This window comes from Massilia sp. Leaf139 (assembly GCF_001424165.1).
Lineage (GTDB): Bacteria > Pseudomonadota > Gammaproteobacteria > Burkholderiales > Burkholderiaceae_D > Telluria.
The window spans coordinates 301,080-314,848 of the sequence record NZ_LMOJ01000024.1 but is presented as its reverse complement, the minus strand read 5'-3'; the positions used below and the strand labels follow the sequence as shown (position 1 = coordinate 314,848).

12 protein-coding genes are annotated in these 13,769 nt (G+C 63.1%); all 12 read left to right on the top strand.

Translation table 11 applies throughout. The features are described from left to right. Positions 1–13 precede the first annotated feature (13 nt). Positions 14–1,540, top strand: coding sequence for a SpoVR family protein (locus tag ASF77_RS17185; protein ID WP_056341903.1), 1,527 nt, complete (start codon positions 14–16; stop codon positions 1,538–1,540). A gap of 558 nt (positions 1,541–2,098) precedes the next feature. Beyond that, the gene (locus tag ASF77_RS17180; RefSeq protein ID WP_056341902.1) at positions 2,099–2,761 is read left to right on the top strand and encodes an energy transducer TonB; all 663 of its coding nucleotides are present in this window, start codon (positions 2,099–2,101) and stop codon (positions 2,759–2,761) included. Positions 2,762–2,845: 84 nt separating this feature from the next. Further along, positions 2,846–3,781, top strand: coding sequence for a MotA/TolQ/ExbB proton channel family protein (locus ASF77_RS17175; protein WP_229445470.1), 936 nt, complete (start codon positions 2,846–2,848; stop codon positions 3,779–3,781). 3 nt (positions 3,782–3,784) lie between these two features. Next, entirely contained in the window at positions 3,785–4,213 is a 429-nt protein-coding gene (locus ASF77_RS17170; protein WP_056341889.1) for a biopolymer transporter ExbD, read from the top strand. 84 nt (positions 4,214–4,297) lie between these two features. After that, positions 4,298–4,729: a biopolymer transporter ExbD gene (locus ASF77_RS17165; RefSeq protein WP_200934194.1), complete on the top strand. Its 432-nt coding sequence runs from the start codon at positions 4,298–4,300 to the stop codon at positions 4,727–4,729. A gap of 69 nt (positions 4,730–4,798) precedes the next feature. Continuing rightward, positions 4,799–6,025, top strand: a complete 1,227-nt coding sequence (locus ASF77_RS17160) for a lipopolysaccharide assembly protein LapB (protein ID WP_056341886.1) — start codon at positions 4,799–4,801, stop codon at positions 6,023–6,025. 276 nt (positions 6,026–6,301) lie between these two features. After that, complete coding sequence (locus ASF77_RS17155; protein WP_056341884.1) at positions 6,302–7,306, top strand: bifunctional riboflavin kinase/FAD synthetase; 1,005 nt, start codon at positions 6,302–6,304, stop codon at positions 7,304–7,306. Between the two features lie 77 nt (positions 7,307–7,383). Beyond that, on the top strand, positions 7,384–10,293 hold the full coding sequence (gene ileS, locus ASF77_RS17150; RefSeq protein WP_056341882.1) for an isoleucine--tRNA ligase: 2,910 nt from the start codon (positions 7,384–7,386) through the stop codon (positions 10,291–10,293). 68 nt (positions 10,294–10,361) lie between these two features. Continuing rightward, positions 10,362–10,883 carry a signal peptidase II gene (gene lspA / locus ASF77_RS17145; RefSeq protein WP_056341879.1) on the top strand — a complete coding sequence of 174 codons (522 nt, stop codon included), beginning with the start codon at positions 10,362–10,364 and terminating at the stop codon, positions 10,881–10,883. 37 nt (positions 10,884–10,920) lie between these two features. After that, the gene (coaBC, locus tag ASF77_RS17140) at positions 10,921–12,141 is read left to right on the top strand and encodes a bifunctional phosphopantothenoylcysteine decarboxylase/phosphopantothenate--cysteine ligase CoaBC (RefSeq protein WP_056341876.1); all 1,221 of its coding nucleotides are present in this window, start codon (positions 10,921–10,923) and stop codon (positions 12,139–12,141) included. A 54-nt stretch (positions 12,142–12,195) separates the two neighbouring features. After that, a complete protein-coding gene (gene dut, locus ASF77_RS17135; RefSeq protein ID WP_056341873.1) occupies positions 12,196–12,645 on the top strand; it encodes a dUTP diphosphatase in 450 nt (149 codons plus the stop codon). A gap of 17 nt (positions 12,646–12,662) precedes the next feature. Continuing rightward, complete coding sequence (locus ASF77_RS17130) at positions 12,663–13,745, top strand: M48 family metallopeptidase (protein ID WP_056341870.1); 1,083 nt, start codon at positions 12,663–12,665, stop codon at positions 13,743–13,745. The last annotated feature ends 24 nt before the right edge of the window (positions 13,746–13,769 follow it).

Here is a 13,769-nt window from a genome sequence, read left to right as displayed (position 1 = left end):
TGAGAGACCTACCATGCCAGACGACCTCATCAAAAATCCGCGTGCCCTGCCCGAACAGTCGGAATGGACTTTCGACCTGATCGAGCAGGCGCACGAGGAAATCCGCCGCGTGGCCAGGAAATTCGGCCTCGACACCTACCCCAACCAGCTCGAGATCATCACCGCCGAGCAGATGATGGACGCCTATACCTCGGTCGGCATGCCGGTGTCCTACAACCACTGGTCGTTCGGCAAGCACTTCCTGTCGACCGAGAAGAGCTACAAGCGCGGCCAGATGGGCCTGGCCTACGAGATCGTCATCAATTCGAATCCCTGCATCGCCTATTTAATGGAGGAGAACAGCCTGACGATGCAGGCGCTGGTGATCGCGCATGCCGCCTACGGCCATAACTCCTTCTTCAAGGGTAATTACCTGTTCCGCACCTGGACGGATGCCGAAGCGATCGTCGATTACATGGTGTTCGCCAAGAATTACATCGCCGAATGCGAGCAGCGCTACGGCATCGACGCCGTCGAAGACTTGCTTGACTCCTGCCATGCGATCCAGAACTACGGCGTCGACCGCTACAAACGTCCGGCCAAGCTGTCGGTGGCCCAGGAAGCGGCGCGCCAGAAGGAACGCGAGGAGTATGCGCAATCCCAGGTGAACGCCCTCTGGCGCACGGTGCCGCGGCGTGAAGAGGAAGAGCGCGACACCCCGCCGCCGCGCTTTCCGCTCGAGCCCGAGGAAAACCTGCTCTACTTCATCGAGAAGTACGCGCCCCTGCTCGAACCCTGGCAGCGCGAACTGGTGCGCATCACGCGCAAGATCTCGCAATACTTCTATCCGCAGCGCCAGACCCAGGTCATGAACGAGGGCTGGGCGACCTTCTGGCACTACACGATCTTGCAAGAACTATATAAAGAGGGCATCGTCGGCGACGGCTTCATGCTCGAATTCCTGCAAAGCCATACCAACGTGGTCTATCAGCCGCCGGCGACCAGCCCGTATTACAGCGGCATCAATCCCTACGCGCTGGGCTTCGCCATGATGACCGACATCCGGCGCATCTGCGAAAACCCGACCGACGAGGACAGGGCCTGGTTCCCCGACATGGCCGGCAGCGACTGGATCAAGACGCTCGACTTTGCCATGCGCAATTTCAAGGACGAGAGCTTCATCGCCCAGTACCTGTCGCCCAAGCTGATCCGCGACTTCCACTTTTTCGCCGTGCTCGACGACGACCGCAGCGACAAGCTCACCATCTCGGCGATCCACGACGAAGCCGGCTACCGCTACGTGCGCCAGCAGCTGGCCGAGCAGTACAACATCGGCAACCGCGAGCCGAACATCCAGGTCTGGCAGGTCAATACCCGCGACGACCGGGCGCTGACCCTGCGTCACACCCAGTTCCAGCGCCGCCCGCTCAATGCCCAGGCCCAGGAAGTGCTCAAGCACGTGGCCCGGCTGTGGGGCTTCGACGTGCGCCTGGAAACCGTCGATACGAGCGGCCACGTCGTCAGCTTCCTCGACTGCCGCCGCGAGAAGCGCCACCGCTAGTCAAACTACAGCGACTTCGCTGCTCACTTGCCTCTCGCATGCATCCAATCCAGATCATGTCGTAGAGGCAAGCTCATCACTGATGCATGTCAATATATAACGACTCGGCGACATGCCATCACTTCGGGTCATACGCCACGCCCCGCATTCCCTCTCCTTCTGTTAGCTGGCGAACGCTCGGCTTTTCCGAAACTGGCTATAGTTTGCGAAAAGCTCAGCATTGCACTATATGATATTTGCCATTAGGCAAATTCGGCGTGCAAAATTTGGCAAACAGGCTATTCTTTCCTGATCTTCTACAGTGCGTAAGTATCAAGCTGCAATGTTGTAATTTTATATATGAACGGCCTGCGTTTTTTTGCACAGCGGGGAGCCGTCCGGATGAGCAGGATCGCCTGTTTTTACAGGCATTTACGCCCGTTTTGATGCCTCAAAAATACCTGTGCAAAAAAGAATTCGTAGGTATAATTCGCCGATGTCCCGGATGCGGCCTTGTCATTTCGTCGTGTTTTGTGGGTTTAGTAGCAACAAAAAGAGTTGGTATTGGAGAAAGCAGGCATGAATTTTTCACATGAGAAGGAACCGGGGAAGAATCTCACTGGTATCACCATTGTGGTCCTGTTGCACGTTCTCGTCGGCTGGGCAGTCCTCAACGGGCTCGGCACGAAGGTGATCACGAAGGTGCAGGAAGCAGTGGAAACGAAGTTGATCGAAGAGGTTAAGCCACCGCCACCACCGGAGACTCCTCCACCACCGCCGCCACCGGAAATGAAGGCCCCGCCGCCTCCATTCATTCCGCCGGTCGAGATCCAGACGCAGCAGCCTCCGCCGCCGCAGAACACGATCGCCGCCGCGACCACGACGCCGCCGCCGACGACGAGCCTGGCTCCTCCGGCACCGCCGGCGCCACCGGCTCCTGCGGCAGCGCCTGCCGGCCCGAGCCGTACCGCCGCAGTGGCTGATTTCAGCACCTGTGCAAAACCGGAATACCCGAAGGCCTCGGCTCGTAACGAAGAAGAAGGCACGACGACGATCTCCTTCCTGATCGGCGTCGATGGTCGGATGGTTGATTCCAAGATCACGAAATCGAGCGGTTCGCGTGATCTTGACCGTGCAGCACAGACTGCAATCGGCAAGTGCCGCTTCAAACCGGCAATGGTCAATGGTCAGCCTGAACAGGCATGGGTCCCAGTACAGTACGTCTGGTCGCTGGAACAATAACCGAGACAGAAGATCGTCTCACAACTATGATTTTCGTTGTCTTTAGATCAGCGAACTGTCTATTTTTATATTTCTGGAGGAAGCATGTTTAAGAATACCCGTTTGTCCGCTGTACTGGCGGCAGTCCTGTTCTCGGTTACGGCAGCATCGGCCCTGGTCTCGGCACCAGCCTTCGCTGACGCACCGGCAGCAGCCGCTCCGGCAGCCGCAGCACCGGCAGACGCAGCAGCAGCTCCGGCAGCTGACGCAGCCGCCGCGGCACCTGCCGCCGAAGGCGCAGCGCCTGCTGCAGCCGCTGGCGAAGCCAAGGAAGAAGTCCACAACCCATACGGCTTCCAGGCCATGTGGGAAGAAGGCGACTTCGTCAACAAGGGCACCATCATCATCCTGTCGCTGATGTCGATGGGTTCGTGGTACATCATCATCACCAAGCTGATCGACCAGTCGAAGATCATGCGCCAGTCGAAGGAAGTGTCGGCCAAGTTCTGGAAAGCCAATTCGATCGCTGCCGGTTCGGCTCAGCTGAAAGAAGGTTCGCCATTCCGCTTCATCGCTGAAACCGGCACCAAGGCAACCCAGCACCACGACGGCGCCCTGCTCGAGCAGATCGACCTGTCGACCTGGGTGACCATGCAGATCCAGCGCGCCGTGGACCGCGTCCAGTCGCGCCTGCAAGATGGCCTGTCGTTCCTGGCAACCGTCGGTTCGACCTCGCCGTTCATCGGTCTGTTCGGTACCGTCTGGGGCATCTACAACGCACTGACCAACATCGGTATGTCGGGTAACGCATCGATCGACAAGGTCGCCGGTCCAGTCGGTGAAGCGCTGATCATGACCGCCTTCGGTCTGTTCGTCGCAGTTCCTGCCGTTCTGGGTTACAACTGGCTGGTTCGCCGCAACAAGGCAGCAATGGAAGATGTCCGTTCGTTCAGCGCCGACGTTCACTCGGTTCTGGTTTCGGGCGCCATGTCGACCTCGGAAGCTGCCCGTGCTGCTGCCGGCGCTAAAAAGATTGGATAAATCATGTCAATGAGTGTCGGCTCCGAAAGCGGAGATGATGATGCCGTGATGTCAGAGATCAACACGACGCCGCTCGTCGACATCATGTTGGTTCTCCTGATCATCTTCCTGATCACCAGCCCAGTGGTTCTGCAGCTGCAAAAGGTGAATCTGCCGGCGGAAACGAACGAAGTTACCAAGCCAGCGCCGGAAGACATCAACATCACCATCAACAAAGACGGTGAAATGTACTGGAACCAGACCCGCATCGCGAACACGGACGAGCTGTTCAAGTTCTTCGCGGAGCAGTCGGTAAAAGTGCCGCAGCCTGCAGTCAAAGTGCGTGGCGACCAAGCCTCGCGCTACGAAGCAGTCGGTCGGGTGCTTTATACGGCACAACGTGCTGGTGTGCAGAAGGTCGGTTTCGTTATCGAACCACCTGACAAGGGCTAATCACCAACCAAGGTGAAACCCGCGGAGGCACTGGACTCGCGTCCGGTGCCTCGATCGCACCCCAGTCATTTGAAAGGAAACACCATGGGTATGAATGTAGGTTCAGGCTCCGCCAAGGCAGCCGACCCGGAACCGATGATGGAAATGAACATGACGCCCCTGATCGACGTTCTGTTGGTCTTGATCATCATGTTGATTATCACGATTCCGAAGCAAGATCACTCGGTCAATCTGAACATGCCGGTCGGTACCCCACCACCGCAGACGGAGAAGCCACAAGTGGTCACGATCGACGTCGACTTCGACGGCACCATCCTCTGGGATGGCGTTGCGATCCCTGACCGTCCTTCGCTGGAAGCCAAGATGAATGAAGTGGCTGGCCAGGCGAACCAGCCGGAAGTGCACCTGCGTCCGAACAAGCTGGTCGAGTACAAGGTGGTTGCCGGTGTCATGGCAACTGCACAGCGTCTCGGCGTCACGAAGATCGGCATGGTCGGTAACGAGCAGTTCCAGTAATCGCATTAGATTTGAACAACACGGCAGGGTTTCCCTGCCGTGTCCATTTTCAAAGAGGATTTATCCACGATGAGCAAATTCCGTCTCGCACACCTCGGCCTCGCACTGGCCGCCCTCGGCTTCACCGCAGCTGCTCCGATCGTCGGCCTGGCCCCTGCCCATGCGCAGACCGTGAGCGCCCAGGTTGGCAAACCGCTGCAGGCAGCCCAGGCATTGATGAAACAGGGCAAGCACAAGGACGCCCTGGCGAAACTGCGCGAAGCGGACGCCGTGTCCGGCAAGTCGGCCCATGAGAGCTACCTGATCGAGCGCGTGCGCGCCTCGGCCGCCTCCTCGGCCGGCGACTACGGCACCGCAGCCAAGGCATTCGAAGCCCTGATCGCCTCCGGCAAGCTGTCGGCTGCCGAACGCGGCCAGTTCTCGGAAGGCCTGATCGGCATCTACATGCGCGGCGGCGACCTGAACAAGGCGAACGAAGCCATCCAGCGTCAACTGAAGAACGGCGACGATGCGAAGCTGCGCGGTTACCTGATGCAGAACTATTACAAGCAAGGTAACATCGCTGCCCTGGAAACCGAGCTGCGCAACGCCGAGAAATCGGGCCGCATGAGCGAAGACATGCTCGGCATGCTGGCCAACATCCAGCTCAAGAAGAACGACAAGGCCGGCTACGTCAACACCATCGAAAAGCTGGCGGCCAACTATCCGAAAGCCCAGTACTGGAACGACCTGCTCAACCGCGTGCAGGGCAAGCCTGGTTTCTCGGGCCGCCTGGCGGTCGACGTCTACCGCCTGAAGCTGGCCAACGGCCTGCTGAAGAAGCCGAGCGAGTTCATGGAAATGGCCCAGCTCGTCATGCAGGCGAAGGCGCCTGCTGAAGCGCTGAAGATCATCGACAAGGGCTACAAGGCCGGCGCACTGGGCACCGGCCCGGACGCCGAGCGTCACGGCCGCCTGAAGGCCCTGGCCGAGAAGAACCTGGCCGAGCAGAACAAGACCATCGCCGCCCTGGAAGCCGAGTACACGGCCGCCAAGGACAACGACGGCCTGGTCGCTGTCGGCTACAGCATGGTGCAGTCGGGCCAGGCCGACCGCGGCCTGAAGCTGATGGAATCGGCGATCAAGGCCGGCAACCTGCGCTATCCGGACGAAGCCAAGCTGCGCCTGGGCGAAGCCTACGCCGCGGCCGGCAAGAAGCAGCAGGCGATCAGCACCCTGCGCGGCGTCGCCGGCAAGGAAGGCACCGCCGAACTGGCACGCTACTGGATCATGGCGATCAACAAGCCGCTGGCTTGATGGCCGCTTTGCTCCGCTAAAGACGCCGCCTGTTCGCAGGCGGCGTTTTTTTTGACCCGCCGCCGTGATGCACACGTCACGCGTGGGCGGCGCACGGGCCGCGCGAACGCCGCCAGCACTGGTAGAGCCGCCCGGTGAAACCGGCATCGCGGCCATTGGCCACAATGCCCTCATACGCCATTGCAACAAGCCTTTACCGTATAATCAAGGTTTCGCCCCGAGGCATGGCCGAGCACAGACGTACAGCTCGACCCGCCGGGCACTCTGGAACCACCAATGAAGGTATTTCGCGGACTTCCCAACGACGCGGCGCGCGCACCGTGCGCCCTCACCATCGGCAATTTCGATGGTGTCCATCGCGGCCACCAGGCCTTGCTGGCGCGCGTCCGGGCGGCGAGCCAGGCGCTGGGACTGGAAGCGGCGGTGATGACCTTCGAGCCGCATCCGCGCGAATACTTCGCCCGCCGCAGCGGCGACCTCAGCCGCGCTCCGGCGCGCATCGCCAACCTGCGCGACAAGCTCGAAGACCTGGCCCAGGCCGGCATCGACCGCGTCATCGTCGAACACTTCAACGAACAATTCGCCTCCATCTCCCCCCAGGACTTCATCGAGCGCGTGCTGGTCGACGGCCTGCACGTCAAATGGCTGATGGTGGGCGACGATTTCTGCTTCGGCGCCAAGCGCGCCGGCACGGTCGCCATGCTGATGGAGGCGGGCCGCGAATACGGCTTCCACGTCGAAACCCTGCCCACCGTGCGCGAAGGCGAGCAGCGCATCTCCTCGTCCGCCGTGCGCGCGGCGCTGGCGGCCGGCGACCTGCAGGCTACCAATGCCCTGCTCGGCCATCCGTATGCGATGTCGGGCCATGTGATCCACGGCGCCAAGCTCGGCCGCACGCTGGGCTTTCCGACCCTGAACCTGCGCGTCGCGCACCGCCCCGCCCTGCAAGGCATCTTCGTGGTGCAGGTGCATGGCCTGGCCGAGCAGCCGCTGCCGGCCGTCGCCAGCCTGGGCGTGCGCCCGACCGTCGAGGACGCCGGCCACATGCTGCTGGAAGTGCACATCTTCGACTACGACCGTCCCTGCTACGGCAAGCTGGTGCGCGTCGAGTTTCTGGAAAAACTGCGCGACGAGGAAAAGTATGTCGACCTCGACACACTCACCGCCGCCATCCACCGCGATGCCGAACAGGCGCGCGCCTGGTTCGCCACGCATACGCCGCGCCACGATCCCAGGAGCCCGGCCCGTGCCGGCGCCTTGACCGCCACCGACCGAATTTGACGCGGGCGTCCCGACCCGCGCGGGCTGCACGGCTTATGCCGCACAGCCGATCCTGAATTCCCTTACCGAAGAAATATATGTCCGAAAACAGCAAACCCGTCCAGAACGCGCCTGCCCAGAAGGGCGCGAAGAAATCCGAGAGCAAGCCAGTGAGTAAATATCCGGTCAACATGACCGATACCCCGTTCCCGATGCGCGGCGACCTCGCCAAGCGCGAGCCGTGCTGGGTCAAGGGATGGCAGGACAAGCAGATCTATCACCGCATCCGCAAGGCAGCCAAGGGCCGTCCGAGCTTCGTGCTGCACGACGGGCCGCCGTATGCGAACGGCGACATCCACCTCGGCCACGCCGTGAACAAGATCCTCAAAGACATGGTCGTCAAATCGCGCACCATGGCCGGCTTCGACGCGCCTTACGTGCCGGGCTGGGATTGCCACGGCATGCCGATCGAGATCCAGATCGAAAAACTCTACGGCAAGAACCTGCCGACCGCCGAAGTGTTGCAGAAAGCCCGCGCCTACGCGCTCGAGCAGATCGACCGCCAGCGCGCCGGTTTCATCCGCCTGGGCGTGCTCGGCGAATGGGAAAACCCGTACATGACCATGGCCTATGGTAACGAGGCCGACGAACTGCGCGCGCTGGGCAAGCTGCTCGACAAGGGTTATGTCTACCGCGGCCTGAAGCCGGTGAATTGGTGCTTCGATTGCGGCTCGGCGCTGGCCGAAGCGGAAGTCGAATACCAGGACAAGCGCGATCCGGCGATCGACGTCGGTTTCAAATTCGCCGAGGAAGAGAAGCTGGCGGCAGCCTTCGGCCTTCCGTCGCTGCCGACCATGAACGGTTTCATCGTGATCTGGACGACGACGCCATGGACGATCCCGTCGAACCAGGCCCTGAACGTGAACGCGGAAGTGACCTACGCCCTGGTGCAGGCCGAGCGCGACGGCGAGCCGCTGCTGCTGATCCTGGCGCAAGACCTGGTCGAATCCTGCCTGGCGCGCTATAAGCTCGAAGGCAAGACCATCGCCACGGCCCTCGGCGCCAAGCTCGAAGGCATGCGCTTCAAGCACCCGCTGCACGCGGCCGATCCGTTCTACGACCGCAGCTCGCCAGTTTACCTGGCCGACTACGTCACCACCGAGAGCGGCACCGGCGTCGTCCACTCGGCCCCGGCCTACGGCCTGGAAGACTTCGTGTCCTGCAAGGCGCACGGCATGAAGGACGACGAGATCCTGAAACCCGTGATGGGCGACGGCCGCTTCGCGTCGACCTTGCCGCTGTTCGGCGGCCTGACGATTTGGGAAGCCAGTAAACCGATTTGCGCGGCCTTGACCGCCGCCGGCGCGCTGTTCGAACTCAAAATGTTCGACCACAGCTACATGCACTGCTGGCGCCACAAGACCCCGATCGTCTACCGCGCAACCAGCCAGTGGTTCGCCGGCATGGATGTCACGCCGAAGGATGGCGGCCCGACCCTGCGCGAGACCGCGCTGGCCGGCATCGAGAAGACCCAGTTCTTCCCGGACTGGGGCCAGGCGCGCCTGCACGGCATGATCGAGAACCGTCCGGACTGGACCCTGTCGCGCCAGCGCCAGTGGGGCGTGCCAATGGCCTTCTTCATCCACAAGGAGACGGGCGAGCTGCACCCGCGCACTCCGGAACTGCTGGAGCAGGTCGCGAAACTGATCGAGCAGAACGGCATCGACGCCTGGCAGGCGCTCGACCCGCGCGAACTGCTGGGCGACGACGCGGAAGTCTACGAGAAGAACAAGGACACGCTCGACGTCTGGTTCGATTCCGGCGCGACGCACCAGACCGTGCTGCGCGGCTCGCACGCGCAGCAGTCGACCTTCCCGGCCGACCTGTACCTGGAAGGCTCGGACCAGCACCGCGGCTGGTTCCACTCCTCGCTGTTGACCTCCTCGATGCTGAACGGGACGCCGCCCTATAAGGCGCTGCTGACCCACGGCTTCACCGTCGACGAGCACGGCAAGAAGATGTCCAAGTCCCTGGGCAACACGATGGCGCCGCAGAAGATCTCGGACACCCTGGGCGCCGACATCCTGCGCCTTTGGGTGGCCTCGACCGATTACACGGGCGAGCTGGCGATCAGCGAAGAGATCCTCAAGCGCGTCACGGAGTCGTACCGCCGCATCCGCAACACGCTGCGCTTCCTGCTGGCGAACACCTCGGACTTCGACCCGAGCAAGCACGCCGTGCCCGTCGCCGAGCTGTTCGAGATCGACCGCTACGCGATCGCCTCGATGGCCCAGCTGCAGCAGGACATCGGCGCGCACTTCGAGCGCTACGAATTCCACCCGGTGGTCTCGCGCCTGCAGTACTACTGCTCGGAAGACCTGGGCGGCTTCTACCTCGACATCCTCAAGGATCGCCTGTACACGACGGGCGTGGACTCGATGGCGCGCCGCTCGGCCCAGACCGCGCTGTGGCACATCGCCCATGCCCTGCTGCGCATGATGGCGCCGATCCTCTCGTTCACGGCCGAAGAAGCCTGGGCCGTGTTCGCGGGCGAGCAAGCGTATGCGGAGAGTGACGAGACCATCTTCACGCAAACGCTGTGGGCCTTCCCGGAACTGCCGGATGCCGAGCTTCTCCTGGCCAAGTACAGCGCGCTGCGCGAAGTGCGTGCCGACGTGACCAAGCAGCTCGAAGAGGTGCGCGCCTCGGGTGCGATCGGCTCCTCGCTGCAGGCCGAGCTGACGATCAAGGCCGCGGGCGCCAAGCACGATCTGCTGGCGAGCCTGGAGGACGATTTGAAATTCGTCTTCATCACCTCGCAGGCGACGGTCGAGCAGGCCGCCGATGAAGCAGAGGAAGCGGTTGTCGTCACGCCGTCGGAAGCGCCGAAGTGCGAGCGCTGCTGGCACTACCGCCGCGACGTCGGCCACAACCACGAGCACAGCGGCCTGTGCGGCCGTTGCGTGAGCAACCTGTTCGGCGCCGGCGAAGCACGCCGCTTCGCGTAAGCCCGTTCACACCGACCGCCATGCCGTCTTCAACGGCATGGCGGTTTCCACATCTGACTCCGATTCCCATGGCAACCAAGAAAAAACCGAGCATTACGACCATCCACAAAAAAGCCGGCGGCAGCATGACACCGTGGCTGGGCATCGCCTTCATCATCGTATTGATCGACCAGCTGACCAAGATCACCGTCTCGAAACTGTTCACCTATGGCGAGACGCTGCCGGTGACGGGCTTCTTCAACCTGGTGCTCGTGTATAACCCGGGCGCGGCATTCTCCTTCCTGGGCGACCAGGGCGGCTGGCAGCGCTGGTTCTTCACCGCGATCGCGGTCGGCGCCATCGGCTTCATCCTCTACCTGCTCAAGCGCCACGCCGGCCAGCGCCTGTTCTGCTGGGCCCTGGCCCTGATCCTGGGCGGGGCCATCGGCAACGTGATCGACCGCGTCGCCTACGGCCACGTGATCGACTTCCTCGACTTTTACTGGCGCGGCTGGGGGCACTTCCCGGCCTTTAACGTCGCCGACATCGGCATTTCGATCGGCGCCTTCCTGTTCATCGCCGATGAACTGCGGCGCGTGAATAAAAACTGAGCAAGAACTAAGCTCCGACCTTTGACGGGAGTCCGACATGGATCTGCAAGGTAAAAAAATCGTTCTCGGCCTGTCCGGCGGCGTCGCCTGCTACAAGGCGGCGGAACTGTGCCGCGCGCTGATCAAGCAGGGCGCACAAGTCCACGTCGTCATGACCGAGGCCGCGACCCATTTCATCGGCGCGGTCACGATGCAGGCGCTGTCGGGCAATCCGGTCTGGCTCGACCAGTGGGATGCGCGCATGGCCAACAACATGGCGCACATCGACCTCACGCGCGGCGCCGATGCGATCCTGATCGCGCCCTGCTCGGCCGACTTCATGCGCAAGCTCGCGCACGGCGCCTGCGACGATTTGCTCTCGACCCTGTGCGTGGCGCGCCCGCACGGCGTGCCGCTGCTGGTGGCGCCGGCGATGAATGTCGAGATGTGGCAGAACGCCGCCACGCAGCGCAACGCCGCCACCCTGCGCGCCGACGGCATCCAGCTGTTCGGCCCCGGCGCCGGCGAGCAGGCCTGCGGCGAAACGGGCCTCGGGCGCATGCTCGAACCCGAGCAGATCCTCGACGAACTGGTCGCCTCCTTCCAGCACAAGATCCTGGCCGGCAAGCGCGTGCTGATCACGGCCGGGCCTACTTTTGAAGCGATCGATCCCGTGCGCGGCATCACCAATCTTTCCTCGGGCAAGATGGGCTATGCGATCGCGCGCGCGGCACGCGAAGCCGGCGCCGAGGTGACGCTGGTCTCGGGCCCGACCGCCCTGCCGACGCCTTTCGGCGTGCGCCGCATCGACGTGCTCTCGGCCCAGCAGATGATGGACGCCGTGATGGCCGGCGTCGAGGGACAACACGTCTTCATCGGCGTGGCGGCGGTGGCCGACTGGCGCGTCGCCAATGCCAGCGAACAGAAGCTGAAAAAGCAGGAAGGCGGCGCCGCGCCGGCGCTGGAATTCGTGCAGAACCCGGACATCCTGGCCACGGTGGCGGCCACCACCTCGCTCTCGGGCTGGCCCTACTGCGTCGGCTTTGCCGCCGAGTCGGAGAACCTGGTCGAATACGGCGCCGCCAAGCGCGAACGCAAGGGCATCCCTCTCCTGGTCGGCAACATCGGCCACCATACTTTCGGCCAGGACGAGAATTCGATCGTCCTGTTCGACGAGAGCGGCCACACCGTGCTGCCGCGCGCCGACAAGCTGACCCTGGCGCGCCAGCTCGTGTCCGAGATCGGCAAGCGCCTCGAGGCGCGTTCGCTGCTCACCTGATTCGATGCATATGATTCAAATTTTTATACTATCCAAAGAAAACCGTATCACCCCATGAAGACCATCGACATCAAGATCCTCGACCCGCGCATGAAGGAACTGCTGCCGGCCTATGCCACCCCCGGCAGCGCCGGCCTCGACCTGCGCGCCTGCATCGAGGCGCCGCTTACCCTCGAGCCGGGCCAGACCGTGCTGGTGCCGACCGGTCTCGCCATCCACGTGGCCGATCCCGGCTATGCGGCGATGATCCTGCCGCGCAGTGGGCTCGGCCATAAGAACGGCATCGTGCTCGGCAATCTGGTAGGCTTGATCGACTCCGATTACCAGGGCCAGTTGATGGTCTCGACCTGGAACCGCGGCCATGCCGCCTTCACGCTGCAGCCGCTGGATCGCCTGGCGCAGCTGGTGATCGTGCCCGTCCTGCAGGTGGGCTTCAATGTCGTCGACGAATTTGCATCGAGCGAACGGGGTGCCGGAGGGTTCGGCAGCACCGGAAAACAATAAAGAACGAAGGAGAAAAAGTGATTCGCATTGACCGTCTGCGCCCCGCCGCGCTGGGCGTCGCCCTGTCCGTACTGCTCGCCGCCTGCGGCACGCAAGCTCCGCTGCGCCAGCCCGGCGTCCCTGGGCCGATCACGGAAACGCCGCAAGGCACGCCGCTGACGCCGCAGATGGCGGCCGCCGCTGACACCCTGACCAGGATGGCCGCACTGCAGGATCGCCTGTACCGCGTGGCGGCGCCGCTGCTGATCGACAATGCCGAATTGTGCACGAAGCACGCGCGCAACCTGCTCGGCTTCACGGCCAAGAACCGTCACTCCTATCCCGGCCTCTACAACGAGGCCGCCCACGTCGCCTTCGGCATGGACGAGCGGCTGCAGGTGACGGGCGTCCTGGTCGGCAGCGGCGCGGCGAAGGCCGGGCTGCGCCTGGGCGACGCCCTGGTCGCGGCCGGCGGCAAGCCGCTGCCGACCGGCCCGAACGCCCCCTCGACGGTTGGCGCCGTGTTCGGCGGCCTGATGGCTTCCCAGTCGATCCTGCCGTTCTCGATCGAACGCGACGGCCGCCCGCGCGACCTGAGCATTCCGGTGACCCGCGCCTGCGGCTACGGCATCGAACTGGGCAACGGCGACAACGTCAACGCGTATGCCGACGGCACCCGCGTGATGGTCACGCGCGGCATGCTGAACGTGGCCCGCAGCGACGACGAGCTGGCCTATGTCCTGGCGCGCACGATGGCGCACAACATGCTTGACCACCCGCGCCAGCAGCGCAACCAGGCGACGCTCAACAGCGTGATCGAGAACCTGAGGAACATCACGCCGGACATGGCGATGGTCAACGGCAGCGCCGGCATCAAGCCGATGCCGTCGAACCTCGATGCGGCCGCCGACCGGCTCGCCATCTTCCTGCTGGCGCGCGCCGACTACAACATCGAAGGCGCCCCCGCCTTCTGGAAGCGCTTCGCCGCCTCCTATCCGGCCAGCGTGGCCAACGGCTTCACCGCCAACCACCCGTCGACGGCCGCACGGCTGACGGCGATGGAGCTGGCGATCGAGGACGTGAAGGCGAAGAAGGGGTCGAAGAAGCCGCTGACGCCGTAAGCTCGGCCAAGGTGGACGGGGAAC